The organism is Methylobacterium sp. A54F, from assembly GCF_053346035.1.
In genome coordinates, this window is the sequence record NZ_JBKFBF010000020.1 from 38,660 (window position 1) to 64,519 (window position 25,860).

19 protein-coding genes and 1 tRNA gene are annotated in these 25,860 nt (G+C 73.9%); 10 read left to right on the forward strand and 10 right to left on the reverse strand.

Going from position 1 to position 25,860, the window contains the following annotated elements; translation table 11 throughout:
• Nucleotides 1–466 precede the first annotated feature (466 nt).
• Together ACLBXP_RS23660 and ACLBXP_RS23665 are read left to right on the forward strand one after the other, a co-directional pair.
• Nucleotides 467–847, forward strand: coding sequence for a DUF6481 family protein (locus ACLBXP_RS23660; protein WP_447670286.1), 381 nt, complete (start codon nucleotides 467–469; stop codon nucleotides 845–847).
• 169 nt (nucleotides 848–1,016) lie between these two features.
• Nucleotides 1,017–1,190: a metallothionein gene (locus ACLBXP_RS23665; protein WP_447670287.1), complete on the forward strand. Its 174-nt coding sequence runs from the start codon at nucleotides 1,017–1,019 to the stop codon at nucleotides 1,188–1,190.
• A 15-nt stretch (nucleotides 1,191–1,205) separates the two neighbouring features.
• On the opposite strand, the gene ACLBXP_RS23670 is transcribed toward ACLBXP_RS23665, so the two are convergent.
• Nucleotides 1,206–3,413, reverse strand: a complete 2,208-nt coding sequence (locus ACLBXP_RS23670; RefSeq protein WP_447670288.1) for a TonB-dependent receptor — start codon at nucleotides 3,411–3,413, stop codon at nucleotides 1,206–1,208.
• A 226-nt stretch (nucleotides 3,414–3,639) separates the two neighbouring features.
• Here ACLBXP_RS23670 and ACLBXP_RS23675 point away from each other — a divergent pair, with 226 nt between their 5' ends.
• The 5 genes from ACLBXP_RS23675 (at nucleotide 3,640) to ACLBXP_RS23695 (ending at nucleotide 10,826) form a co-directional block, all read left to right on the forward strand.
• Nucleotides 3,640–6,072, forward strand: a complete 2,433-nt coding sequence (locus ACLBXP_RS23675; RefSeq protein ID WP_447670289.1) for an ATP-binding protein — start codon at nucleotides 3,640–3,642, stop codon at nucleotides 6,070–6,072.
• A complete protein-coding gene (ntrX, locus tag ACLBXP_RS23680; RefSeq protein ID WP_447670290.1) occupies nucleotides 6,069–7,439 on the forward strand; it encodes a nitrogen assimilation response regulator NtrX in 1,371 nt (456 codons plus the stop codon). Before ACLBXP_RS23675 ends, ntrX begins: the two co-directional genes overlap by 4 nt.
• Nucleotides 7,440–7,679: 240 nt before the next feature.
• On the forward strand, nucleotides 7,680–7,934 hold the full coding sequence (hfq, locus tag ACLBXP_RS23685; protein WP_003600267.1) for an RNA chaperone Hfq: 255 nt from the start codon (nucleotides 7,680–7,682) through the stop codon (nucleotides 7,932–7,934).
• 202 nt (nucleotides 7,935–8,136) lie between these two features.
• Nucleotides 8,137–9,552, forward strand: a complete 1,416-nt coding sequence (gene hflX, locus ACLBXP_RS23690) for a GTPase HflX (RefSeq protein WP_447670291.1) — start codon at nucleotides 8,137–8,139, stop codon at nucleotides 9,550–9,552.
• Between the two features lie 29 nt (nucleotides 9,553–9,581).
• A complete protein-coding gene (locus ACLBXP_RS23695) occupies nucleotides 9,582–10,826 on the forward strand; it encodes an adenylate/guanylate cyclase domain-containing protein (protein ID WP_447670292.1) in 1,245 nt (414 codons plus the stop codon).
• A gap of 51 nt (nucleotides 10,827–10,877) precedes the next feature.
• Here ACLBXP_RS23695 and ACLBXP_RS23700 read toward each other — a convergent pair whose 3' ends face one another.
• From ACLBXP_RS23700 to ACLBXP_RS23720, 5 genes are all read right to left on the reverse strand, one after another.
• The gene (locus ACLBXP_RS23700; protein ID WP_447670293.1) at nucleotides 10,878–11,573 is read right to left on the reverse strand and encodes a carbonic anhydrase; all 696 of its coding nucleotides are present in this window, start codon (nucleotides 11,571–11,573) and stop codon (nucleotides 10,878–10,880) included.
• 125 nt (nucleotides 11,574–11,698) lie between these two features.
• Complete coding sequence (locus ACLBXP_RS23705) at nucleotides 11,699–11,989, reverse strand: hypothetical protein (protein ID WP_447670294.1); 291 nt, start codon at nucleotides 11,987–11,989, stop codon at nucleotides 11,699–11,701.
• 377 nt (nucleotides 11,990–12,366) lie between these two features.
• Nucleotides 12,367–14,622 (reverse strand): xanthine dehydrogenase family protein molybdopterin-binding subunit, encoded by a 2,256-nt coding sequence (locus ACLBXP_RS23710; RefSeq protein WP_447670295.1) that lies wholly within the window; start codon nucleotides 14,620–14,622, stop codon nucleotides 12,367–12,369.
• Nucleotides 14,615–15,679 carry an FAD binding domain-containing protein gene (locus ACLBXP_RS23715; protein WP_447670296.1) on the reverse strand — a complete coding sequence of 355 codons (1,065 nt, stop codon included), beginning with the start codon at nucleotides 15,677–15,679 and terminating at the stop codon, nucleotides 14,615–14,617. Before ACLBXP_RS23715 ends, ACLBXP_RS23710 begins: the two co-directional genes overlap by 8 nt.
• Entirely contained in the window at nucleotides 15,676–16,173 is a 498-nt protein-coding gene (locus ACLBXP_RS23720) for a (2Fe-2S)-binding protein (protein WP_447670304.1), read from the reverse strand. The genes ACLBXP_RS23715 and ACLBXP_RS23720 overlap by 4 nt, the downstream gene beginning before the upstream one ends.
• A gap of 380 nt (nucleotides 16,174–16,553) precedes the next feature.
• On the opposite strand from ACLBXP_RS23720, the gene ACLBXP_RS23725 reads away from it, so the two are divergent.
• The 3 genes from ACLBXP_RS23725 to ACLBXP_RS23735 all read left to right on the forward strand — a co-directional run bounded on the left by ACLBXP_RS23725 (nucleotide 16,554) and on the right by ACLBXP_RS23735 (nucleotide 22,151).
• Nucleotides 16,554–17,723 (forward strand): sensor histidine kinase, encoded by a 1,170-nt coding sequence (locus tag ACLBXP_RS23725; RefSeq protein WP_447670297.1) that lies wholly within the window; start codon nucleotides 16,554–16,556, stop codon nucleotides 17,721–17,723.
• A gap of 95 nt (nucleotides 17,724–17,818) precedes the next feature.
• Complete coding sequence (locus tag ACLBXP_RS23730; RefSeq protein ID WP_447670298.1) at nucleotides 17,819–18,940, forward strand: efflux RND transporter periplasmic adaptor subunit; 1,122 nt, start codon at nucleotides 17,819–17,821, stop codon at nucleotides 18,938–18,940.
• The gene (locus tag ACLBXP_RS23735) at nucleotides 18,930–22,151 is read left to right on the forward strand and encodes an efflux RND transporter permease subunit (protein ID WP_447670299.1); all 3,222 of its coding nucleotides are present in this window, start codon (nucleotides 18,930–18,932) and stop codon (nucleotides 22,149–22,151) included. The genes ACLBXP_RS23730 and ACLBXP_RS23735 overlap by 11 nt, the downstream gene beginning before the upstream one ends.
• Before the next feature lie 181 nt (nucleotides 22,152–22,332).
• On the opposite strand, the gene ACLBXP_RS23740 is transcribed toward ACLBXP_RS23735, so the two are convergent.
• From ACLBXP_RS23740 to ACLBXP_RS23755, 4 genes are all read right to left on the reverse strand, one after another.
• Nucleotides 22,333–23,079, reverse strand: a complete 747-nt coding sequence (locus tag ACLBXP_RS23740; protein ID WP_447670300.1) for an alpha/beta fold hydrolase — start codon at nucleotides 23,077–23,079, stop codon at nucleotides 22,333–22,335.
• 93 nt (nucleotides 23,080–23,172) lie between these two features.
• Nucleotides 23,173–24,807 (reverse strand): DEAD/DEAH box helicase, encoded by a 1,635-nt coding sequence (locus ACLBXP_RS23745; RefSeq protein ID WP_447670301.1) that lies wholly within the window; start codon nucleotides 24,805–24,807, stop codon nucleotides 23,173–23,175.
• 84 nt (nucleotides 24,808–24,891) lie between these two features.
• Entirely contained in the window at nucleotides 24,892–25,662 is a 771-nt protein-coding gene (gene cobF, locus ACLBXP_RS23750) for a precorrin-6A synthase (deacetylating) (RefSeq protein WP_447670302.1), read from the reverse strand.
• A gap of 72 nt (nucleotides 25,663–25,734) precedes the next feature.
• Nucleotides 25,735–25,811 (reverse strand) — tRNA-Met (locus ACLBXP_RS23755).
• Between the last annotated feature and the right edge of the window lie 49 nt (nucleotides 25,812–25,860).

The window sequence follows — 25,860 nt, forward strand, 5'->3', positions numbered from 1 at the left end:
GGGCCGAGCCCGCGCGGAACAGGTGCAAAACACTGCGGAGGCGCCGCCGCGCGTGCGGTGCACCACCTTGCCGAAAAGGCCCGGGCGCCCTAAGTGAAGCCTGTGCCCGGTACAAGGCCGGGCGGGGCGGCCCGCGGCTGCCCGGAGGCCGTGTCGATCCAGCCCCATGTCCTCGCACCGACCGGCCGCGCGCTCCGCGCCGCCCGTTCGGCCGGGATGTCCGGTCCCTGTGCGGCCTTCCTGCATCCGTCGTCAAACTTTTGATGCGGAGAACGAAGAATTGACCCGGAACCCCGCTCCCGAGCGGCGGCTCCGGTTGCACCCGTCCGTTCGCTGGGGCAAGGGCTTCGCTGGGGCAAGGGCATGGCCGGCTCCCGCGCCCGGCCCCGACGCACGCGATTTCAGTGACAGGCGCCGGCCATCCATGGCCGCTACGGCGCACGAGATACCGCACGAGAAAGGTCAGATGAGCGCATTCGACTACAGGAATTTCGACGACCGCCGCCAGAACTCCCAGAATGCCAAGGCGGCTCTGTTGGCCAAGTTCAAGGCCCGCACGCCCCTCGACGACCCGGAGATGATCGCCAAGGCGCAGGCGCGCCTGGAGATCTCCCGCGCCCGTGAGGAGCGCACCCGCGAGCGCGAGGCTGCCCGCATCGCCGCCGAGAAGCAGGCGGCCGAGGAGAAGCGCGCCCGCGAGGAGGCGGAGCTCGCCGCCCAGATCGCCCGCGAGGAGGCCGAAGCGGCCGCCCTGCAGGAGCGCAAGGCCGCCGAGCTCACCGCAAAGAAGGAGCTGCGCGACGCGCGCTACGCCGCCCGCAAGGCCAAGGTGAAGAGCAAGCGCTGAAGCGCCTCCGGGGCCGGCACCGCCCGGCTCCCCACCGCGACCCGACCGTCCACGCGACTGCGGCCCCACGGGGCCGCGGTCCGTTGACGTTTGCGCGCCGCCCCGCCACCCTCGTCCCCGGCCCGCGTACCGCGCGCAGGCTGGACCGGCAGAGCGTGGGGAAGTTGCGATGACGAGCGTCGACGTCGAGATGGTGAAGTGCGCCTGCCCGGACTGCGTCTGCGTGATCGCGATCGATCAGGCGATCACCCGCGAGGGGCGGGCGTTCTGCTGCGATGCCTGCGCGGACGGCCACGCCGAGCACGCGGGCTGCGACCACGCCGGCTGCGCCTGCCACGGCTGAGGCCGTCGGCGCACCTCAGAACCGCGCCGTCAGCGTCAGCCGGACGTTTCGGCCCGGCAGCAGGATCTCGTCCTTCTTGAACGAGGCCGAGTTGCGGATGCGGTCGTCGAGGAGGTTGCGGGCCTGCAGGCCCAGCGTCACCGCGCTGAAGCCGTAGACCCCCGGGTCGAGGGGCTTGGTGTAGCTCACCTCCGCGCGCAGGTCGTCGTAGCCGGGCGTCGGCGTCTCGAGGGGCGCCGTCTCGATATGCGCGAAGGCGTGCAGCAGCGAGACCCGGGCGAACCAGCCGTCCGCGCGCACGAAGAGGCCGCCGCCGACCCGGTGGGGCGGGATGCGCGGCACGTAGGTGCCGTCGTCGAACTGCGCCCGCACGAAGTCGTACTGCGCCTCGATCCCCGCGAAGCCGTCGCCCACCGGCAAGAGGTCGAGCTGCGCCCCGATCTCGGCCCCCGTGAAGGTGGCGTTGCGCTGGGAGTAGACCACCTGCAGCAGCTCGTCGTCCGACCCGCAGGAGGCGAAGTCGTCGCCGCAGCGCAGGCCGGTCTCGCGCTTGTAGATGAAGCCGGTGTAGCGCGTGACGTAGCCGGTGGCGTCGAGGCGCAGCGGGCCCTCCCCCCGGCGGATGCTGAGCTCCAGGGTGCGGGCGCGCTCCTTCTTGAGGTTCGGGTCGCCGATCTCGAAGGTCTCGGTGGCGTCGTGGGCGCCCCGCGAATACAGCTCGAAGGCGGTCGGCGCCCGCTCGACGAAGGAGCCGTTGAGGCTCGCCACGAAGCCGTAGGGCAGGGCCTGGAGGGCCCCGAAGCTCGCGCTCTTCGGCGCGAAGCGCCGGCGCCGCCCGTAGGAGAGCGGGTCCTCGCCCTCGACGGGCAGGTAGTCCCCGGGGAACTGCGTCGCCGTGCCGGTGGCCCGGTCCGCCTCGATGCGCCCCGCCGCCTGGAAGCGCAGGCCGCCGCCGACGTCGAGCTCCTCGAACAGGTAGGCGGCGTTGGAGCGCGCGTCGGTCGGGGCGAGCAGCGTCCCGGCCTCGCCGGAGGTGCCGATGGTGCGCCGGTTCGCCTGGAAGCCCAGCGCCCCCGTCAGGGTCCCGAGGCCCGTGAAGACCGGCACGTGCTGCAATTCGAGGCGCCCCTCCGCCTCGCGGTTCTTGAAGGTGGCGCGGATCCCGTCGAGCCCGTCCTCCCCGAGGCCGATCTCGTCGTGGCGGTAGACCGCGCCCCCCGCCCAGAAGCGGATCACCTCGATGAACCCGTCGACCGGCCGGTACTCGCCGCGGGCGAGCGCCCGGTCCTGGCGCGGATCAAGGCGCGTGCGGCTCTCGGCCGCCTCGCCGCCGGGGATCTGGTAGACGGCGTCGTAGTGGCTGAACGACACGCCCACGAAGCCGCGCTCGTGCACGTAGGACATCCCCACCGCGCCGCCCTGGCTCTCGTTGGCGGAGTTCCGCTGGATGCCGAGCGGGGTCGCGTAGGAATCGGCGGCGGTCCGGAAGCCGTCCGCGTGGAAGGCGACGTTGCCGGCCCCCGCATCCACCGTGGCGGCCCCGAGGCGGCCGTTGTCCACGGAGGAGTAGCCCGTGGTCACCTGGCCCTCGATGCCCCGCGGGGGGATGAAGGTCGGCACGCGGTTGTTCTCGGCGCTCACCACGCCCCCGATCGCCTGGCTGCCGTAGCGGAGCGAGGCCGGGCCGCGGATCACCTCGATGCGGTTCGCCACCAGCGGGTTGATCGGCACCGCGTGGTCCTCGCCGAGCTCCGAGACGTCGCCGATGCCGACGCCGTTCTCCTGGATCCGCACGCGGGTGTTGTCGAGGCCGCGGATGATCGGCCGGCTCGCGGCGCCCGGCGCGTAGGTCGAGGCCGAGATGCCGGGCCGGTCGAACAGGGCGTCGCCGAGCGTCCGCGGCTGGTCCCGCAGGATCTGCGACCGGGTCACCACGGTCACCGGCGAGAAGGTGTCGGTGACGACCGGGAGGGCGCCGTCGGGCAGACTGGAGGCTGTTCTCGCGGCCGAGCTCGCGGGGGGGCTCGCGGAAGAGCCCGGGGGGGCGCCCCCCTGGCCCGTCGCCTGGATGGGGCTCACGCTGGTGACGCTGAGCTCGGGCAGGCTCGCTTCCGCCCGCTGCGCCTGGGCCGGGCCGCCGGCCAGGGTGCCGCCGAGCACGAGCCCGCAGCCGCTCAACGCGGCAGAAATCGTCGCTCGGACCTTCGCTCGCCCGGACCGCATCGCGCCTCGCACTGATGTAACACTGTTACGTTGCGCAAATGTGATAATGTAACAAGCCCGGATGCGGCCGGCTGCGCGGTTTGGGTCACGGCGTGGCCCCGTTGCATCAGGTGCTCCCTGCGCTCCGGCCCGCAGGTCGGATCGGGTCGCCCGCGACAACCTTGACGACCGTTGCGCGAGCCGATTCGTATTAATTTCGCCACACTGTTGTGGCCCCGCATCAGGCATGTCGTTTCTCCGACGCTCCCGAAACCAGCCGCCCCCCGCGGGACCGGCCGAGCCCGCGGACGGCACCGCCGAGACGCCGGCCGGCGCGGCGGGCGAGCCCGTGGCGGAGGCCCTGCGGCCGGCCCCGCGGGGGCCCGGCTGGTTCGGTGCCGTCGTCGTCGCCACGGCCCTCGTCTCGGCGATCGCCACCTTCCTGATCCTGGCCGGCCTGATCCGCGTCACCCCCACGCCCACGGTCGGCGTGACGCTGCTCGCCATCAACATCGTCCTGGTGCTCGGGCTCGTGGTGATCATCGCCTGGGAGGCGCGGGTCTTCCTGCAGGCCCGGCGGGCGAACGCCGCGGTGGCGCGGCTGCACACCCGCATCGTCGGGCTGTTCAGCCTCATCGCCATCCTGCCGACCATCCTGCTCGCCGTCGTCGCCTCGGTGACGATCGACCGGGGCCTCTCCCTCGGCTTCACCGACCGGGTGCGGGACGTGGTGCTGAAGTCCGTCGAGGTGGCGGACGCCTACCAGGAGAACCAGTGCCAGAGCCTGGCGCGGGAGATCCGGATCCTCAACGACGACCTCACGCGGGCACGGCCGAACTTCGACGTGAACCGGACCTGGTTCGAGAGCTTCCTGACGACGCGGGCGAGCAACCTCGGCCTGCCGGTGGCGCAGATCATGCGCGGGCCGACCGAGGTGGTGGCGCGGGCCAACATCGACGTCCTGAAGCAGACGCGCCTGCCCTCGGCCGCCGCCTTCGAGGACGCGGCGAAGTCGAACGACCCGATCTGCCTGCTGCCCACCGAGGGCCGCGTCTTCGCCGCGCTCCTGCGCATGCCGGCCTACGACGACGCCGTCCTCCTGGTGCAGCGCGAGGTCAGCCAGCTCGCCATCGAGTTCCCCGGCGTCTCGCGGGCGGCGGCCGCCGAGTACCTGACCTACGATTCGCTGCGGCGCTCGATCCAGGTCACCTTCGCGTCGGTCTTCGTGCTGATCGCGCTGATCGCGCTGCTCTCGGCGGTCTGGTTCGGGCTCAACTTCGCCAACCGCTTCGTCGCCCCGATCCGGCGGCTCATCAACGCCGCCGACCAGGTGGCGTCGGGCAATTTCTACGCGCAGGTGCCCGCCCGGAAGGCCGACGGCGACCTCGCTCATCTCGGCGAGAGCTTCAACAAGATGACGCAGGAGCTGCGCCGCCAGCACGCGGGGCTCACCGCGGCGAGCGACCTGATCGACCGCCGCCGCCGCTTCACGGAGGCCGTGCTGTCGGGCGTCTCGCCGGGCGTCATCGGCGTCGACGCGGGCGGCCTCGTGACCATCGCGAACCCCGCCACGGAGCGGATGCTCGGCCTCTCCACCGAGGCGCTCATCGGCACCCAGCTGACCCAGGCGGTGCCCGAGCTCGCCCCCCTGCTGCCGGAGGGGGAGGGCCGCCAGCGGGCCCTGCAGCAGCAGATCCAGCTGACCCGCAACGGGCGCGAGCGCACCGTGACCGTGCGGGTCACGAGCGAGCAGGCGCAGGGCGCCGCCCGCGGCTACGTGGTGACCCTCGACGACATCACCGACCTCGTCTCGGCCCAGCGCACCTCCGCCTGGGCGGACGTGGCCCGCCGCATCGCCCACGAGATCAAGAACCCGCTCACCCCGATCCAGCTCTCGGCCGAGCGCATCCGGCGCAAGTACGGCAAGGTCATCGTCGCCGACCGCGAGGTCTTCGACCAGTGCACCGCGACGATCATCCGCCAGGTGGACGAGATCAAGCGCATGGTCGACGAGTTCTCGTCCTTCGCGCGGATGCCCAAGCCGGCCATCGCCGAGAACGACCTCACCGAGATCGCCAAGCAGAACCTGTTCATGATGCGGGTGGCGCACCCGGACCTCGAATTCGGCTTCTCCGTGCGGGGCGCGGCCGGCGCCGAGCGGATCACCGCCGCCTTCGACATCCGCCTGCTCTCGCAGGTGATCACCAACATCCTCAAGAACGCCGTCGAGGCGGTGGCCGAGGTGCCCGAGGCCGAGCTTGCCAAGGCCGGCGGAGCCGGCAAGGAACCGATCGACCGGGACGCGACGGGCAAGAGCGGCGGCCGGGTCGACCTGCGCCTCTCCGTCGACGACACCTTCGCGGTGATCGACGTGATCGACAACGGCAAGGGCTTCCCGGTGGAGGGGCGCCAGCGCCTGCTCGAACCCTATATGACCACCCGCGAGGGTGGTACCGGCCTCGGCCTCGCCATCGTCAGTAAGGTGCTCGAGGAGCACGGGGGCGGGATCGAGCTGAACGACAACCCCGCCGGCCGGGGCGGCTGCGTGCGCATGCGCGTGCCGCGCGCCCTCGCGGCCGGCGACGCGCCGCGCGCGGGCGAGGAGCGCCGGGCCGGCGCCGAACGAGTGGAGAAGGGCGCCGCGCGGACGGCCCCCCAGATCGCGGAGATGCACCCATGAGCGCCGATATCCTGATCGTCGACGACGAGGCCGACATCCGCGACCTCGTTGCCGGCATCCTCGACGACGAGGGGCACCGCACCCGCACGGCCGGCGGCTCCGACGAGGCGTTGGCGGCCATCGAGTCGCGCCGGCCGCACCTCGTCTTCCTCGACATCTGGCTGCAGGGCTCGCGCCTCGACGGCCTGCAGGTGCTCGACCTGATCAAGGCCGGCCACCCGGACCTGCCCGTCGTGATGATCTCGGGCCACGGCAACATCGAGACCGCGGTCTCGGCCATCAAGGCGGGCGCCTACGACTTCATCGAGAAGCCCTTCAAGGCCGACCGCCTGATCCTGGTGGCGGAGCGGGCCCTCGAGGCCTCGCGGCTGAAGCGGGAGGTGCGCGACCTCAAGGCCCGCTCGGGCCAGGCGAGCCGGCTCGTCGGCGCCTCGGTCGCCGTCAATCAGCTCCGCCAGACGGTGGATCGGGTGGCGCCCACGAACGCCCGCGTGATGATCTCGGGGGCGCCGGGCTCCGGCAAGGAGCTGTCCGCCCGCACCCTCCACGCGTCCTCGGGCCGGGCGAGCGGGCCCTTCGTGGTCATCAACGCGGCGACGATCACGCCCGAGACCATGGAGGCCGAGCTGTTCGGGGTCGAGGCCGGGGAGGGCCGGGTGCGCCGCGTCGGCGCGCTGGAGGAGGCCCACGGCGGCTCCCTCTACATCGACGAGGTCGCGGACATGCCCCGCGAGACCCAGAACCGCATCCTGCGGGTGCTCGTCGATCAGAACTTCCAGCGGGTCGGCGGCACCGCCCGGGTGCACGTGGACGTGCGCATCATCTCCTCCTCCTCGCGCGACCTCGCCGAGGAGATCGCGGCCGGCCGCTTCCGGGAGGACCTGTTCCACCGCCTCTCGGTGGTGCCGATCCGGGTGCCGGCGCTGGCCGAGCGGCGCGAGGACGTGCCCGAGCTGATCGGCTTCTTCATGGACCAGATCTCGGCCTCGACGGGCCTGCCCAAGCGCCGCATCGCCGAGGACGCCATGGCGGTGCTGCAGTCGCACGACTGGCCCGGCAACGTGCGCCAGCTGCGCAACAACGTCGAGCGCCTGATGATCCTCACCCACACCGACCCGGAGCAGGAGGTCACCTCCGAGATGCTGCCCTCCGAGATCGGCGCGCTGGTGCCCACCACCCCGAACGGGGCGGGGGGCGAGAAGCTGATGAGCCTGGCGCTGCGCGAGGCCCGCGAGATCTTCGAGCGCGAGTACCTCGTGGCGCAGATCGCCCGGTTCTCCGGCAACATCTCCCGCACCGCCGAGTTCATCGGCATGGAGCGCTCGGCGCTGCACCGGAAGCTCAAGTCCCTCGGCATCGGGCCCTGAGGGGAGGGGCCTTTGGGGGAAGGGCCCCTGAGGGGAGGGGCCATGGGCGGCGCGCGGGCCGCGGCGATCTTCGGAAGCTGTTGCCGAAGCCGCCCCCGTACCATCGCCTCTTGCATCGGAGCGGAAATTGCACCCCTAATGCGCGGAAGGCCACGCTGTCCCTGTCCGGGCACCGCGTCCGGCCCAAGTGAAGAGAACCCGTCGACAGCGGCGGGCGCCGACACCTAAGGATAACAAGAAATGGCGGGCGAGCGCGCACAGAACCTGCAGGACACGTTCCTCAACCATGTCCGCAAGAACAAGATCCCGCTCACGATCTTCCTCGTCAACGGCGTGAAATTGCAGGGCGTCGTGACCTGGTTCGATAATTTCTGCGTGCTGCTGCGCCGGGACGGCCATTCGCAGCTCGTCTACAAGCACGCCATCTCGACGATCATGCCGGGCCACCCCGTGCAGCTCTTCGAGCCGGACGAGACCGCCCCCGAGAAGGCCTGACCGGCGCCGGCCCAGGCCGAGGCTCTCCCGGCCGGGCGTCCTCGGCCGCGCGTCCCTGGCAGCATGTCCTTGGCTGCGTGTCCTTGGCCGGCTCCCCTTGTCTGGGCCCGGCGCGTCCCCATTGTCCGGAACGGTGGCGGAGACCCGGCACCGGTGGACCGGCGCCGATGGACCTGCGCAGAGGGTCCGGCACGAAGGACAGATGAGCGAAGTTCAGACCTCCGGCGAGGCCCGGCTCCAGGCGATGGCGGCCCCCGAGGGCGAGATCGCCGCCGCCACCCACACCCTCGTCGTGGGGCCCTACCTCACGCGCGCGGCCGCCGCGCAGGCCGGGGGCGGCGCACCCGCATCCGCGCGCTCCGCCGCCGCCCGCCTCGACGAGGCCGTGGGGCTCGCCGCCGCGATCGAGCTCGACGTGGCCGAGGCGATGGCGCTGTCCCTGCCGCGCATCCGCCCCTCGACCTACCTCGGCAAGGGCCGCGTCGAGGAGCTGGCCGGGCTGATCCGGGCCCGCGAGATCGGCCTCGTGGTGATGGACTGCGCCCTCTCGCCGGTGCAGCAGCGCAACCTCGAGAAGGCCTGGGGCGCCAAGGTCATCGACCGCACCGGCCTGATCCTGGAGATCTTCGGGCGCCGCGCCTCGACCCGCGAGGGCACGCTGCAGGTCGAGCACGCCCACCTCGCCTACCAGAAGTCGCGCCTCGTGCGCTCCTGGACCCACCTGGAGCGCCAGCGCGGCGGCTTCGGCTTCCTGGGCGGCCCCGGCGAGACCCAGATCGAGGCGGACCGCCGGATGATCCAGGAGCGGATGACCCGGATCGAGCGCGACCTCGACGCGGTCACCCGCACCCGCGGCCTGCACCGGCAGAGCCGGGCGCGCGTGCCCTACCCGATCATCGCCCTCGTGGGCTACACGAACGCGGGCAAGTCGACCCTGTTCAACGCGCTGACCAAGGCCCAGGTAACCGCGCAGGACATGCTGTTCGCGACCCTCGACCCGACCGCGCGGGCGACGAAGCTGCCCCACGGCGAGACCGTGATCCTCTCCGACACCGTGGGCTTCATCTCCGAGCTGCCGACCGCCCTGATCGCCGCCTTCCGGGCGACCCTGGAGGACGTGATCGAGGCCGACATCCTGCTCCACGTCCGCGACGTCAGCCACGGCGACACCGAGGCCCAGGCCGAGGACGTGGGCGAGGTGCTGCGCGAGCTCGGCATCGCGGCCAGCGCCGACCGGATCATCGAGGTCTGGAACAAGGCCGACCGGCTGGACGAGGCCGAGCGCACGCGCCTGCTCAACCTGAGCGGCCACGGGCGCACCCGCAGCGACCGCGACAGCGCCGCCCCCGTGCTGGTCTCGGCGGTGACGGGGGAGGGGCTTCCGGCGCTCACGAGCCGCATCGAGGCCCGCATCGCCCGCAGCCGCTCCACCTTCGCGGTGGTCCTCGGCCCCGAGGACGGGGCCGGCCTGCACTGGCTCTACGAGAACGCCGAGGTGCTCGACCGGCGCATGGAGGAGGGGGGCACGCTCCACCTCGCGGTGCGCCTCGCCCCCGAGAAGGAGCCGCGCTTCCTCAACCGCTTCGGCGGCGCGCGCCGGCTCTCGCGGGCGGGGTAGCGCCCCCGAGCCCGCCGGACGACGACCTCATGAGGACGCGCCCCGACCGCCGGCACCAGGCCGGCGCGCGCCAGCTCCTGCGGGCGGCCGCGGGCGGGCGGCTGCTCGCCCTGCGGGTCGTCATCGTGCTGGTGCTGCTGATGGCGGCGCAGGCCTACGACGGCTCGCTCCACGCGCTCAGCCACTGGATCATCCTCGGCCTCTACGCGGTGGGTGCCGTCGGGTTCGGCCTGCTGGAGCGCGGGGAGGGCGCCCGGGCCGAGGCCTTCGGCTGGGCCGGGACGGTCCTGAACGCGACGATCGCCGTCTACGTCATCGTCGAGCACATGCTGGCGGGGGCGAGCGCCGTCGACGACGCCTCCGACGCGGTGAGCCGGCTGCCGGCCTTCCTGCTGCTCCTGCAGACGGGGCTCACCACCCGCGTCTGGCACACGGTGCTGTTCTCGGGCCTCGTCGTCCTCGCCTGGGGGGCCGCCATCGCCCTCGGCATGGTCTGGCCCGAGGGAGTGCTCGGCCCCCACGTCACTCTGGCCGACCAGATCCCCGGCCTCCTCACCTTCGCGGCCGCGAGCCTCGTGGTGATCGACGGGGTGATGCGCCTGCGCGGCGCGGTGGCGGAGGCGCTGCGCCTGGAGCACGAGCGCGCCCAGCTCGCCCGCTTCGTGCCGGACCGCGTCGCCCGGGACCTCGCCCGGCTCGGCGAGGCGGCCGCGGTGCGCGAGCGCCACGCCTGCCTGATGGCCGTTGACATCCGCGGCTTCTCGCGCCTCACCCGCGAGGCGCCCCAGGAGGCGGTGGTGCGGGCGCTGCTCGCCGTGCGGGCGCTGGTCCACGGGGCGGTGACGGAGCACGACGGCATCGTGGACAAGTACGTCGGCGACGGCGTGCTGGCGCAGTTCCTGGTCGGCCGGCCGGCCGAGCAGGCCGCCCGGGCGCTCGCCTGCGCGGGCGCGATCCAGGCCGGCCTCGCGGCCCTCGGCCGGGAGCGGCAGGCCGCCGGGCAGCCCCCCTTGCGCGTCGCGGTGGCGCTCCACGCGGGCGAGGTGCTGGTCGGCGTCTTCGACGACGGCCTGCGGGCGGAGTTCACCGTGCTCGGCCCGGCCATGAACACCCTGGCCCGCCTCGAGGCGCGCGCCAAGGCCGCCGACCTCGCGGTGGCGGCCTCGGCCGATTTCCTCGCCCTGCTCCCGCCCGCCGAGCGGGCGCGCGCCACCGCCGTCGAGGCGGAGGCGGCCGCCGGGCCGATCCTCTACGGGCTCGCCGCCGGGCGCTGATCGGCCCCCCGCCTCAGGGCGTCGGGGCCGGCGAGCGGGGGAGCCGCGCCCTCACGCGGCGGCGCGGGGGGCGAATTCCGGCGCGGCGACCCGCACCGCCGGCGCCTGGGCGACCGGCATTGCCGCGTCGCCGAAGGGCACGAAGCGGCCGAGCTCCCCGTCGTAGGCGAGGAGCCGCCCGGTCTCGATCTCGAAGAACCAGCCGTGCAGCCGCAATTGCCCCTTGGCCAGGGCCGCGGCGACGCTCGGGTGGGTGCGCAGGTGGTTGAGCTGGACCACCACGTTCTCCAGGGCGAGCGCCCGGGCGTGGTCCCCCGGGTCCATGTCGGCCGGATAGGCCTCGCAGACGATCCGGCTCGCCGCGTGGCTGTGGCGCAGCCAGGCCGCGACGTTCGGCATCGCGTCGAGCGCCCCGGGCGTCATCAGGCCCTTCATGGCGCCGCAATCCGAGTGGCCGCAGACCACCACGTCGCGCACGCCGAGGGCCACCACGGCGTACTCGATCGCCGAGGAGACGCCGCCGTTCGCCTGCGCGAACGGGGGCACGATGTTGCCGGCGTTGCGGCAGACGAACAGCTCGCCGGGGCCGGTCTGGGTGATGTGCTCGGGCGCCACGCGGGAATCCGCGCAGGCGATGATCAGGGCCTTCGGATGCTGGCCGTCGCGCACGAGGCGCTCGTACATCCGCTGCTGCCCCGGAAAGACGTCGCCCTGAAACTTCGTGATGCCCTGGATGATGGTGTCCACGTCGGTCCTCTCTCGATCCGGTTCGGGTCGCGCGCGGCCGCGCCGCTCACGGCGAGGCAGGGCCGCACGGCGGCCCCGCGGGGGGAGGGGGCGCCCGTCCGCGCGATGGCCGGACGGGCCGGGCCTCAGCGGTGCGTGCGGCCCGAGAGCGTGCCGGAGGCCCAGTGCGACTCCAGGGTGCCGCGGCGCGGCCGGTGCACGCCCGCGCCCTCCGAGAGCATGGGCTGGCCGAGGATCTGGCCCGTGCCGCGGCGCTGCGAGTGGAGCGAGCGCGGGTCGTGGTAGGGGTCGCTGACGTAGGAGCTCATGAAGCCCCCGCCGGCGGGCTGGCGGTCGCCCCCGTTGCCGCCGGCCTGGGCGGCGAGCGGGAGGGCGAGGGCGGCGGCGAAGACGGTCGCGGCTACGGTGCGCTTCATGCTCTATTCCTTCCTTCGGAAAGTTCTTCCGTCGCAGCTTCGTGTTCTGCGACCACGAGAAGGAAGATAAACGAGCGTTCTGGAAGTTTATGTGCGCTGATGCACGGGGATATATTTGTGGTTTTAATCCCCTCCCGAGATGCGCGAACGTGCGTCGACGCACGCTCCCGTGGAAATGACCTTGCCGCGTCGGATTAAACGAGCCGGGGCGTTCACGTAGAAGGCCGACGAGGGATCTCGGATTTCCGGGCGCGCCGTCTTACCCGGAGCTGTGTCCGGAGGCCTCGCATCCCTCACCCGGTCCCTCTCCCGCTGGGGGGTGAGGGGTGAGGGACCTCGGGCTTCAGGCAGGGGCGGCCGGGGCCGTCCGCCGCTCTCTATCCCAGCAGCCGGTCGAGGGTGATGGGGGTCTCGCGGACGCGGATGCCGGTCGCGTGCCAGACGGCGTTGGCGATGGCGCCGGCCGTGCCGGTGATGCCGATCTCGCCGACGCCCTTGACGCCGAGGGCGTTCACGTGGGGGTCGTCCTCGTGCACGAGGATCGCCTCCATGGCCGGCGTGTCGGCGTTCACGGGCACGTGGTACTCGCCGAGGTTGTCGTTCAGGAACCGCCCCGTGCGGGGGTCCAGCGCCGCGTGCTCGTGGAGCGCGAAGGACAGGCCCCAGATCATGCCGCCGTAGTACTGGCTGCGGACGAGGCGCGGGTTGATGATCCGGCCCGCCGCGAAGGCGCCGACGAGCCGGCTCACGCGGATCTGCCCGAGGTCGGGGTCGACCTTCACCTCGGCGAAGACCGCCCCGTGGGCGTGCAGGGCGTAGGCGCCCTGCACGGCCGGGTCGGGCGCGGCCTTGCCCTGCCCCTCCACCTCCGTGCGGCCGGCGCGGGCGAGGATGTCGCCGATGCTCTCGGAGCGCTCCGCGTCGTCGCGGCGCAACAGCCGGCCGCCCCGCGCGATCACGCCGGCGTTGCCGGCGCCGTAGAGCGGGGAGGCGGCGTCGTTCGTGGCGATCTGCGCGAGTTCCGCGATCACGGCCTCGGTCGCCGCGTGGATCGCCCCGCCGGCAGTCGCCGTGTGGGCCGAGCCGCCCGCGATGCCGGCGCTCGGCAGGTCCGAGGACCCCATCCGGAAGGTGAGGGCGTCGAGGTCGAGGCCGAGCCCGTCCGCGGCGATCTGGGCCAGCGCCGTCCAGGCGCCCTGGCCCATGTCCATGGCGCCGATCTCCACCGTGCCGGTGCCGTCCGCCCGCAGGACGGCCCGGGCCTGCGCCTCGAACATCAGGGCCGGGAAGGTCGCGGTGCCGACGCCCCAGCCGACGAGGAGCCCGTCGGCGTCGCGCATCTGCCGCGGCTGCAGCGGGCGGCCCGCCCAGCCGAAGCGCTCGGCGCCCTGCTGGTAGCAGGCGCGCAGGGCCTTCGAGGAGAAGGGCCGCCCCGAGAGCGGCTCGACCTCGGCGTAGTTCGCGAGGCGGAACTCCAGCGGGTCCAGGCCGCAGGCGAGGGCCATCTCGTCGACCGCGCTCTCGAGGGCCATGCTGCCCGAGGCCTCGCCGGGCGCGCGCATGAACAGGGGGGTGCCGGTGTCGACCCGCACGCCCGCGTGCCGCACCGACAGGGCCGGGGTGGCGTAGAGGGTGTGGCTGACGCCGCCGCTCGGCTCGAAAAAGTCGTCGAACCGGCTCGAGGCCGTGAGGGTGTGGTGGTCGAGGGCGGTGAGGCGCCCCTGCGCGTCCGCGCCGAGGCGCAGGGTCTGGCGCGTCTCGGCCCGGTGGCCCATCGGCCCGAACATCTGCTCGCGCCGGGCGACGAGCTTCACGGGGCGGCCCACCAGGCGGGCCGCCATGCAGGCCAGCACCTGGGGCCCCGAGATCAGCCCCTTCGAGCCGAAGCCGCCGCCGAGATACGGGCTCTCGATGCGGATGTTGCCCGGCGGGATGCCGAACAGGCCGGCGAGCCGCCCGATCGCCGCCGTCATGCCCTGGCTCGGCGTCTGGAGCGTCAGCCGGTCGCCGTCCCAGCGGGCCACCGCCGCGTGCGGCTCCATCGCGTTGTGGTACTGCGCGGGCGTCTCGTAGACGGCCTCGATGCGCGCCGCGGCCGCCGCCAGGCCCGCTTCGACGTCGCCGTGGCCCTCCTCGGCCGGCTGGCCGACGCCGATGGCGGGCGGCGTGAAGGGCGCGTCCGCGTCGAGGCCGATGCGCGGCGCCTCCGACTCGTAGCGGGGCGCCAGCAGGCGGGCGCCCTCGGTCGCCGCCTCCAGGGTCTCGGCGATCACCACCGCGACGGGCTGGTTGGCGTAGCGCACGGACCAGTCCTGCAGGAGGTCGAGGCGGAACACGAAGGGGCCGCCCTTGTCGTCGGGGTGCTGGGCGAGGGCCGGGGCGTTGTCGGGCGTCATCACGGCGACGACGCCCGGGTGGCCCTCGGCCGCCGCGCGGTCGAGCCCGGTGACGCGGCCCCGCGCGATGCGGGCGACGCAGAGGGCCGCGTGCAGGGTCCCGGGGGGCAGGTTGTCGGCGGCGAAGCGCGCCCGGCCGGTCACCTTCAGGGGACCCTCGCGGCGGGTCAGCGGCTGGCCGATGCTCCCGGAGGGAGCGTCGGAGCCGTGGCGGGTGCGGGCGACGGTCTCAGGCATGGATCGCTCCGGCGGCGCGGGAGAACGGGGAGGCGGGCAGGGCAGGGGCGCGCGCGGGCGTTCCGGCCCGGGCGAGGACGCGCCGCGCCACGCGGCGGGCGAGCTCGATCTTGAAGGCGTTGTCGGGCCCGGAGGGCCGAGCGCCGGCCAGCAGCGCCTCCGCGGCCCGCGCGGCGGCGTCCGCGAAGCCGGTCCCGTCGGCCGGGGCGCCGCGCAGCAGGTCCTCGGCCTCGGCCACCCGCCAGGGCTTCAGCGCCACGCCGCCGAGGGCGAGGCGGGCCTCGCCGATCCGGCCGTCCGCGAGGGTCAGGCCCGCGGCGGCCGAGACCGTCGCGAAGGCGTAGGAGGTGCGGTCGCGGACCTTGAGGTAGCGGGCATGCCCCGCGAAGGCCTCGGCCCCGGCCGGCAGGATCACGGCGGTGACGAGCTCGCCGGCCTCCAGCACCGTCTCGCGTTCCGGGTGGTCGCCCGGCAGGCGGTGGAACTCGGTGAGCGGCACCGTGCGGGTGCCGGCGCGGCCCGCGATCTCGACGACCGCCCCGAGGGCCGCGAGCGGCACGCAGAAGTCGGAGGGGTTGACCGCGATGCAGTGCTCGCTCTGCCCGAGCACCGCGTGGATCCGGGTCGCGCCGCCGATGGCCTGGCAGCCGGCCCCGGGCTCGCGCTTGTTGCAGGGAGAGGCCGTGTCGTAGAAGTACGGGCAGCGGGTCCGCTGCAGCAGGTTGCCGGCCGTCGTCGCGGCGTTGCGCAGCTGGGCCGAGGCTCCCGCGAGCAGCGCCTCCGCCACCATCGGGTAGGTCGCGGCGACGTGCGCGTCGCGCGCGAGGTCGCTGTTGCGCACGAGCGCCCCGATGCGGGTGCCACCGTCCGGCGCCGGCTCGATCCGGTCGAGGCCCGGCAGGCGCGTGATGTCGACGAGGTGCGCGGGCGTCGCGATGCCGCCCTTCATCAGGTCGAGGAGGTTGGTGCCGGCGGCGAGGTAGGCGGCGCCGGGCTCCGAGGCGGCCGCGACCGCCTCGGCGACCGAGCCCGCGCGGGTGTAGCCGAACAGGTTCACGCCGCTTCCTCCTGCGCCTGCGCGGCCGACAGGACCGCCTCCGTGATGCCCGCGTAGGCGCCGCAGCGGCAGAGGTTGCCGCTCATGCCCTCCCGCACCCGCTCGATGTCGGGCTCGGCCTCGCCGGCCTCCCGCAGCTCGCGGATCAGCCCCACCGCGCTCATGATCTGGCCCGGGGTGCAGTATCCGCACTGGAGCCCGTCATGCTCCAGGAAGGCCGCCTGGACCGGGTGCAGGGCGCCGTTCGACAGGCCCTCGATGGTGGTCACCGCGGCGCCGTCGAGGCTCACCGCGAGGGCGAGGCAGGCGTTGATGCGCCGCCCGTCGACCAGCACCGTGCAGGCCCCGCACTGGCCGCGGTCGCAGCCCTTCTTGGACCCGGTGAGGTCGAGGCGCTCGCGCAAGAGGTCGAGCAGGGTGACGCGGGCATCCTCCAGGACGACCGAGCGCCGCGCGCCGTTGACGGTGAGCGTGATGGGGATGGTGGTGGGCATGGTCATGCGCCCCTCCTGCCTGCGAGGTACGGGCCTGCGAGATCGGGGCCGGGGCCAGCTCGGAGGCGTTGCGGTTTCGGGTGGTCGGTCCGGCGCCCGCTCAAGGCCCGGCCTCCGTCCGCCGGCCGGCCGCCGCGGTCCGCGACAGGCCCGCAGGAACGCGGACGTGCCGCCCGGGGGTGCGACCCCGGTCCCGAACCGGCCGTTCCTGGCAGCCATGCAGCATGCGATCCGACGGGGGCGATACCGACTGGAATGCCTCTAGACTTAGAACGGGCGGGCCAAACGGCCAGGGTCGGACTCGCCGCAGCCGGGAGCGGCGCGGGCAGGGGGCCCCGTATCGTCGCGCGCGGGCGCGGACTCTGCTAAGAGCCGCGCCGATGGACGACCGCGCCGCCGACCTCGACATCCGTCTCCGCCAGCAGGCCATCCTCTCCGAGTTCGGGGTCGAGGCCCTGCGCGGCGACGACATCGACCGCGTGCTCCAGCGGGCGACGGAGCTCTGCGCCGAGGGGATGGGGGCCGAGTTCTGCAAGGCGCTGGAGTTCCGGCCCGGCGAGGACAGCCTGCTGGTGCGCGCCGGCATCGGCTGGGGACCGGACGTGATCGGCCGCGCCCGGGTCGGCGCCGACCTCGCCTCGCCGGCGGGCTTCGCCCTCAAGACCGGCCGCCCGGTGATCTCGAACCACCTGGAGAACGAGACCCGGTTCCGCACGCCGCAGCTCATGGCCGACCATGGCATCCGCCGGGCCGTCAACGTGCTGATCGCCAACCGCGAGGGCGCGTTCGGGGTGCTGGAGGTGGACGACACCCGCGAGGGCGTGTTCGGCGAAGCCGACATCGCGTTCATGCAGGGCTTCGCCAACCTGCTCGGCGGCGCCATCGAGCGCCAGCGCACCGAGGCGCTGCTGCGGGCGGCGCTCGTCCGGCAGGACCTGCTCGCCCGCGAGATGAGCCACCGCATCAAGAACAGCCTCGCCATCGTGGCGAGCCTCCTCGGCCTGCAGGTGCGGGGCAGCGAGGATTCGGGCGTGCGCGCGGCGCTCGAGGACGCCCGCAGCCGCGTGGAGGCCATCGCGGGGGTGCACGACCAGCTCTGGCGCCAGGGCCCCGCGACGGGCCTCGACGGGGAGGAGCCGCCCGGCACCATCGACCTCGGGTCCTTCCTCGAGAAGCTCTGCGCGAACCTGCAGGGCAGCGCCCCGCGCCACCGCCTCGCCTGCGCGGCGGCCACGCTGCAGATCTCGGCCGACCGGGCGGTGCCCCTCGGCCTCCTCGTCAACGAGCTCGTCACCAACGCCCTCAAGTACGCCTACGGGGAGGCGGGCGGCGAGATCCGCATCGATGCGCGCCGCCTCGGCGAGCGCCTCGTCGTCAGCGTGGCCGACGACGGCGTCGGCCTGCCCGCGGGCTTCGAGGTCGGCCGCCCGAGCCGCAGCCTCGGCATGCGGGTCGTGGCGAGCCTCGCCCGCCAGCTCGACGCCACCCTGACGACGCCGTGCGCGGGGAGGGGGACGACCTTCCACCTCGACATGCCGATCGCCGAATGAGATCCCTATAGCCGCGGGATCCGCGAGAACCGGGTAGATTCGGCAACAGATTCCGGGCAGAAGTCGCAAGGAGTAGGGCGGCACGGGAGGCGCAGGTGTTCCAGCGACGGCGATCGCGCCTGCCCGTCTGGCTCGCCGCCCTGGCGGCGGTCCTCGCGGCGGGCTCGGCGGCGGTTCTGGCGCTCACGGAGGCCGCGGAGCCCTACAGGGCGGCGGTGAGCAGCCGCGCGGCGCCGTTCTTCGCCGATTTCCGGGCGCGGGTCGCGCCGGCCCCCGTCCTCCACCAGCCGCCGGCGCCGCGCACCGCCATCGAGGACGGCCGCATGGTGGTGCGCCTCAAGCCCGAGGAGCGAGCGCGCCTCGGCATCGAGACCGCCCGCGTGACGGCGGCCCCGCACCGCCGGGAGCTGCAGGCCTTCGGCCTCGTCCTCGACCTCGCCCGGGTGACCGAGCTGACGAACGCCTACGCGAGCGCCCGGGCGCAGCTCCAGACCGCCCAGGCCCGCATCGAGGTCTCGCGCAACGCCTACCAGCGGGCGAAGAACCTCGGCCAGTACGCCACGACCGTGCAGGTCGAGACCACCGAGGGTACGTTCCAGACCGACCAGGCCGCCCTGATGGCCGCGGAATCGCAGGTGCGCACGCTCGGGGCCACGGCCCAGCAGGAATGGGGCCCGGTGATCGGCCGGGCCATCGTCGACCGCTCGCCCGTCGTCACCCGCCTGATCGAGCGCACCGATTTCCTCATGCAGGTGACGCTGCCGCCCGGCGAGAGCCTGAAGGGCGCCCCCGCCGCCGCCTTCGCGGAGGTGCCGCCGCAATCGAGCCGGGTGGCCCTGCGCTACGTCTCGCCCGCGACCCGCACCGACCAGCGTATCCAGGGCCAGAGCTACTTCTACCTCGTCTCCGGCGACAGCGGCTTCCTGCCCGGCATGAGCACCCTGGCCTTCCTGCCGGCCGAGCGCACCGTGACGGGCATCCGCGTGCCCGAGGACGCGGTGGTGCACGGGCAGGGGGGCACCTGGGTCTACCGGGCGGTGGACACGAACGCCTTCGTGCGCCACCCGATCCCCTCCGACCCGCCGATGGCCGACGACGCCTACGTGGTCGAGGACCTCTCCGGCGAGAACGAGATCGTGCTCAGGGGCGCCCAGGCGCTCCTGTCCGAGGAGATGAAGAGCCTGCTGCAGGTCTCGGGCGGCGCCGATGACGATTGAGGCGGAGCCCCGCCCCGCGGAGTCCTGCTCCGCCGGGCCCCGGTTCGGCCCCCAGGCGGCCCTCGTCGCCTTCGCGGTGCGCTTCCGGGGCGTGGTCCTGGCGCTCGCCCTCGCGGTGCTGGGCTTCGGGCTCGTGACCCTCGGCGACGCCAAGTACGACGTCTTCCCCGAATTCGCGCCGCCCTCCGTGGTGATCCAGACCGAGGCGCCGGGCCTCAACCCCGAGCAGGTCGAAGTGCTGGTGACGCAGCCGATCGAGGTGGCCGTGAACGGCCTGCCGGGCATCGAGTCGCTGCGCTCGTCCTCGATCCAGGGCCTCTCGGTGATCACGGCGGTGTTCCGCGCCGGCAGCGACGTCTACCGGGCGCGCCAGCTCGTGTCCGAGCGCCTCACCGCGCTGGCGGGCCGCCTGCCGCAGGGGGTGATGCCCCCCGCCATGACGGCGCTGACCTCGGCCACCAGCACCGTGCTCCTCGTCGGCCTGACCTCGGAGCGGCGCTCCGAGATGGATCTGCGCACCCTCGCGGACTGGACCGTGCGGCTGCGCCTCCTCGCAGTGCCGGGGATCGCGCAGGTCTCGGTCTACGGCGGCGCGGTGCGCTCCCTCCAGGTGCAGGTGCGCCCCACCGATCTGATCCGCTTCCGGGTCGGCCTCAACGACGTGCTGGCGGCGGCCCGCAAGGCCACCGGCGTGCGCGGCGCCGGCTTCGTCGACACCCCGAACCAGCGGGTGGTGCTCCAGACCGAGGGGCAGGCGCTCACCCCCGAGGAGGTCGGCCGCACCGTGCTGATCAACGAGGGCGGGGCGAGCGTGGTGCTCGCCGACGTCGCCAACGTGGTGGCCACCGGCGAGCCGCCGATCAGCGCCGCCCTCATCGACGGCCGGCCCGGGGTGCTCCTGATGGTGGGCGCGCAGTACGGCGCCAACACCCGCGAGGTGACGGACCGGGTCGAGGCGGCGCTCGCCGACCTGGCGCCGGCGCTGGCGCGGGAGGGCGTGTCGCTGCGGCCCGACCTGTTCCGGCCGGCGAACTTCATCGCCATCGCCAACGCCAACGTGCTGCAGGCGCTGGCGCTCGGCGGCCTCCTCGTCGTCGTGGTGCTGTTCGCCTTCCTGTACGACTGGCGCACCTCGGTGATCAGCGCGCTGGCCATCCCGCTGTCGCTGATCGCCGCCGTGCTGGTGCTGCAGGCGCTGGGCGAGAGCCTCAACACCATGACGCTCGGCGGCCTCGCCATCGCGATCGGCGAGGTGGTCGACGACGCGGTGATCGGCGTCGAGAACGTGGTGCGGCGCCTGCGCGAGAACCGCGGGCGGCCGCGGCCGCTTCCCGAGGGGAGGGTGGTGGTCGATGCGATCCTGGAGGTGCGCACGGCGGTGGCCTACGCGACCTTCGCGGTGCTCCTGGTGTTCCTGCCCGTGCTCGGGCTCTCGGGCGTCGCCGGGCGCCTGTTCGGGCCCCTCGCCCTCGCCTACATCCTCGCCGTCGTCGCCTCCCTCGGGGTGGCGCTCACCGTCACGCCGGCGCTCGCGATGCTGCTCCTCACCGGGCGCCGGTCGGCCGGCACCGGCGAGCCGCCGGTGATGCGGATCGCCCGCCGGGCCTACGCGGCCCTCCTCCGCCGGATCGACCGCGTCCCGCGCCTCGTGACGGGCGCCGCGCTCCTGACGACGCTGGCGGGCGCGGCGGTGGTGCCGTTCTTCGGCGGCACCTTCCTGCCCGACCTGAAGGAGGGCCACCTGATCCTGCACATGGCGGCGGCCCCCGGCACCGCCCTGCAGGAATCGCAGCGCCTCGGCACCCGCATCACCGCCGAGCTGCGGCGCATCCCCGGCATCCGGGCGGTGGCCGCGCAGATCGGCCGCGCGGAGGCCGGGCAGGACACCGCCGGGACGCATTACAGCGAGATCCACATCGACCTCGAGGCGGGCCTCGACGGGGCCGCGCAGGCGCGCGTCGAGGCCGCGATCCGCGCCCTGATGGCGGGCTTTCCGGGGGCCGCCTTCTCGCTCAAGACCTTCCTGACCGAGCGCATCGAGGAGACCGTCTCCGGCTTCACGGCGCCGGTGGTGATCAACGTGATCGGCAGCGACCTCGCCCGCATCGAGGCGGCCGCCCGGGAGGTCGCCAAGGAGCTCGCGGAGGTGCGCGGCGCCAGCGACATCCAGCAGGCCTCGCCGGCCGGCCTGCCTCAGATCAACGTGTCGCTGCGCCCCAACGACCTACGCCACTGGGGCCTCGACGCCATCGAGGTGCTGGAGAGCGTGCGCACCGCCTACCAGGGCGACGTCGTCGGCCAGTCCTACGAGGGCAACGCCGTCTTCAACGTCATCGTCATCCTCGACGCGGGCACCCGCGGGCGGCTCACCGGCGTCGGCGACCTGCCGATCCGGACGCCGAGCGGCACCTACATCCGCCTGTCCCAGGTCGCCGACGTCTACGAGACGAGCGGGCGCTACCAGGTGCAGCACCAGGGCGCGCAGCGGGTGCAGGTGGTGACCGCCAACGTCGTGGGCCAGGACATCGCGAGCTTCACGGCCGCCGCCCGGCGCAAGGTCGCCCGCGAGGTGCGCCTCCCGGCGGGCGTCTACGTCTCCTTCACGGGGGCCGCGGAGGCGCAGGCGCGGGCGCGGCGCGACCTCCTCACCTATTCGGGCCTCGCGGGCCTCGGGATCGTGCTGCTGCTCGCCGTGGTGACGGGCTCGGTGCGGAACCTCCTCCTGGTCCTCGCCAACCTGCCCTTCGCGTTCGTGGGCGGCGTCGCGGCGGTGCTCGCCACCGGCAGCGTCCTGTCGCTCGGCTCGATCATCGGCTTCGTGACCCTGTTCGGGATCTCGTTGCGCAACACCATCATGATGGTCTCGCACTACGAGCACCTCGTCACCCGCGAGGGCCGGCGCTGGGAGGCCGCGACGGCGATCGCGGGCGCCGCCGACCGCCTGGTGCCGATCCTGATGACCTCCCTGGTCACCGGGCTCGGCCTGCTGCCGCTGGCGCTCGGCGCCGGCGAGCCCGGCCGCGAGATTGAGGGCCCGATGGCCATCGTCATCCTCGGCGGCCTCGTCACCTCGACGATCCTCAACCTGCTGATCCTGCCGACCCTGGCGCTGCGCTTCGCCCGCTTCGCCGAACCCGGCGAGCCGCCGCGGGGCAGGGGGCTCGCGCAGCAGGATCCGGCGCCCGGCACGGCGAGCCCCGCGCGGGCGTGAGCGGCCGCGGCGATGGCCCGGAGGGGTGGTTCCGGAGCCGGAATGCCGTTCGCATAAGATATATTATGGAACCTAACCCTGTCGAACGACCGGGTTCGCGCGGGCGGCACGGGTCACCGGACCATGCCTGGCAACGTCGATGGCACGATGAGGCGAGGGGCGTCCGAGGCCCCTGCCCCGCTCAGGCGAAGCCGGCGAGCAGCCGGGTCAGGGGCTCCGGCGCCGTCACCATGGCGTCGTGGCCGGCGGCGATCTCCGCCCAGGCCCAGCCCGGCTGCGACCGGACCCAGCGGCGGACGTCGGCGAGGGGCGCGTAGCTCGGATCGGTGCAGTGGACGTAGGTGCGCGGCAGGCCGTTCCCGAGGGGATGGGCGAGGCGGAGCGGGCTCTCGTAGGTGCCGGCCGGGTGCGGGGTGAGGCGGCGCCGCACCCAGGCGGCGGACGGGTGGTCCTCCGGGATGCCGAAGGCCGAGACCGGCGGGACGGGCAGGGCGATCCCGCCCCCCTCCTCCGCGATGCGCCGGCGGCGCTCCGCCGCGACGGCGGGCGGCACCGCGTCGAAGGGGCGGGCGCCGCCGGGGATCACTAGGGCATCGAGGTAGACGAGGTGGCGCAGCCGCGGCCCCAGCCGGTCGGCGACGCCGGAGATCACGGCACCGCCGAAGCTGTGCCCCACGAGGACGACCCCCGACAGCTCCTCGGCCTCGATCAGCCCGGCGACGTCGGCCACGCAGGTGTCGAGGGTGACATCGCCCGCCAGGAGGTGGCGGGACTGGCCGAGGCCCGTGAGCGTCGGCGCGAAGGCCCGGTGGCCCGCCGCCGCGAGCCCGGCGACGACGTCGCGCCAGCACCAGCCCCCGTGCCAGGCGCCGTGCACCAGCACGAAGGTTGCGCCGGCAGCCTCCGAAGCCACGGACGGATGGGACATCGGGACCTCCCCTGCGTTCCGGGGCCAAGGCTCCGATCAAGGCCCCGGATCCATCCTTGCCCGGCCGATCCGTGTCCGGCCAGCCTGCCGTGCTCAGGCCGCGACGCGCCGCGTGTCCGCGAAGGTGCGGCCGTCGGCGAAGCGGCAATCGATGCTCTCGCGGAGGTGGCCCCGCGCGTGGATGCGGATGGCGGCCGGGCGCGCGAGCTCGTCCCGGCGCGCCAGCGCCTCCGCGACCGTGAGCGGCGCCTCGCGGCCGCCGCCGAGGCCCCGCCACCACGCCACCGCCTTGGCGCGGGGCTGGCCCGAGCCCTCGAGGTCGAGCGCGATCCGGCGGATCAGCCCGTCCGAGCAGGCGAGGGCGAGTTCGAGGCAGGGGGCGCCCGCCCCGCCCCCGCGGATCTGCCAGTCCGCCACGCCGATCCAGCCGGATCCCGGACCGCCCTGCCCCGACAGGATCGGCAGCGCGTCGTCGGCGCTCGCCGCGTGCTTCGCATCGTCGTCCTCCGCCTGCGGCTCGACCCAGCAGGCCTCGCAGGTGGAGGCGTTGAGGGCGATCAGGGCGCCGCAGCCGGGGCAGGGCTTCGCCCGCGCCACCCCTTCCCGCCCCCGGACCGCGGCCGCCGTGCGGGCCGTGACGATGTCGACCGGCCCGTGCATGCGCACGAGGCCGGCATAGTCGAGGATCAGCGCGTCGCGCTTGCCCGGCGCCCGGCGCAGCGCGCGGCCGACCTGCTGCACGTAGAGGCCGGTGCTCTGGGTCGGGCGCAGCAGCGCCACGAGGTCCACCTCCGGCACGTTGAAGCCGGTGGCGAGCACGCCGACCGAGGTGAGGCAGCGCAAGGTCCCCTCGCGGAAGGCCCGGACGATGCGGTCCCGCGCGCGCTTGCCCGTCTCGCCCGTCACCGCCTCGCACGAGAAGCCTTCCGCCCGCACGGCGTCGCGCACCGCCTCCGCGTGGGCGACGCTCACGCAGAAGGCGAGCCAGGCCCGGCGCTCCGCCCCGAACCCCACCAGCTCGGAGACCGCCGCCCGGGTGATCCAGTCCTGGTTCACCGCGGCCTCGAGGTCGCCCGGGATGTAGTCGCCGCCGCGCCGCCCGACGCCGCTCACGTCGAGGGCGAGCTGCGTCGCCTTGGAGATCAGGGGGCTGAGATGGCCGCGCTGGATCAGGTCGCCGACATTGGCCTCGTAGACGATGCACTCGAAGATCCGCCCCTCCCCCTCGTCGAGGCGGCCGCTGTCGAGGCGATAGGGCGTGGCCGTGAGGCCGACGACGCGCAGGGTGGGCCGCAGGGCGCGCAGCTCCCCGAGGAAGCGGCCGTAGCGGGTCTCGGCGCTGCGCGGGATCAGATGAGCCTCGTCGACCACCACGAGGTCGCGCGGGCCGATCGCCGCGACCCGGCCGGCCACCGACTGGATGCCGCAGACGAGGACCTGCGCCCCCGCCTCCCGCCGGTTGAGGCCGGCGGAGTAGAGGCCCGCCGGCGCGTCGGGCCAGTAGCCCTTCAGCTCCCGGTAATTCTGGGCGACGAGCTCGCGGCTGTGGGTGACGACGGCGACCCGGGCCGCGGGGTCGCGCGCGAGCGTCTCCCGCACGAGGGCGGCGATCACCAGCGCCTTGCCGGCGCCGGTCGGCAGCACGATGAGGCCGTTGCCCGCGCCCGCGTCCCAGGCGGCCCGGAGCGCGTCGAGGCCGGCGCGCTGATAGTCGCGAAGCTCCAGCATGGCGGCGGGGTGTAGCGGAGGGCGGCCGCCGCGTCCGTGGCCGGCGGGCCGCAGGGGACGACGGATGCGGGCCCCGGCGACGGATCAGGCCGCCCCGGGGCCCGGGTCGCTCGCGCGCAGCAGGTAGGTGTCCATGATCCAGCCGTGGCGGGCGCGCGCCTCGGCGCGGACGCGCCGGATCTCCGGGCCGACCGTGCCGAGGCGGCCCTCGATCAGGATCTCGTCGGGGGTGCCCAGGTAGGCACCCCAGTAGATGGTCAGGTCGGGGTCGAGGTGGTCGAAGCGCGGGTCGGCGTCGAGCATCACCACGGTGCTGTCGGCGCCCGGCGGCAGGCCGCCGGCGATGGCGCGGCCCGTGGTGATGAGGACCGGCGCGCCGATGCGGTTGAGGGTGGTGCGGTGGCGGGCGGCGAGCACCTGAACGGCGCTGATGCCGGGGATGACGTCGTAGGTGAAGGCGAGGCGGCCCTCCGCCGCGACGCGCTCGATGATCCGGATGGTGCTGTCGTAGAGGGCCGGGTCGCCCCAGACCAGGAAGGCGCCGCAGGCCCCCTCCCCGACCTCCCGCGCGATCATCGCCCCATAGAGGGCGGCGCGGGCGGCATGCCAAGCCTCGACGGCGGCGCCGTAATCGGCCGGCGCGCGGTCGCGCTCGGGGTCCTGCGCGGAGACGATCCGGAAGGGTTTCGCGATGTGCCGCTCGCAAATCTCGCGGCGCAGGCGCACGAGGTCGGCCCGCTCGCGCCCCTTGTCGAGAACGAAGACCACGTCGACGTCCCGGAGCGCCCGCACGGCCTCCAGGGTGAGGTGCTCGGGGTTGCCGGCCCCGATGCCGATGAGGCGGATGCGTCGCATGTCACTCCCCGCGCGCGGACCTCCGGACGCGCGAACGGCCCGGTCGGGGATACCGACCGGGCCGTTCGAAACTGGTTGCGGGGGTTGGATTTGAACCAACGACCTTCAGGTTATGAGCCTGACGAGCTACCGGGCTGCTCCACCCCGCGCCAAGGTGTGGTGCCACCGTCAAGGCGGCACGATCGTGTCGAGGGTTTG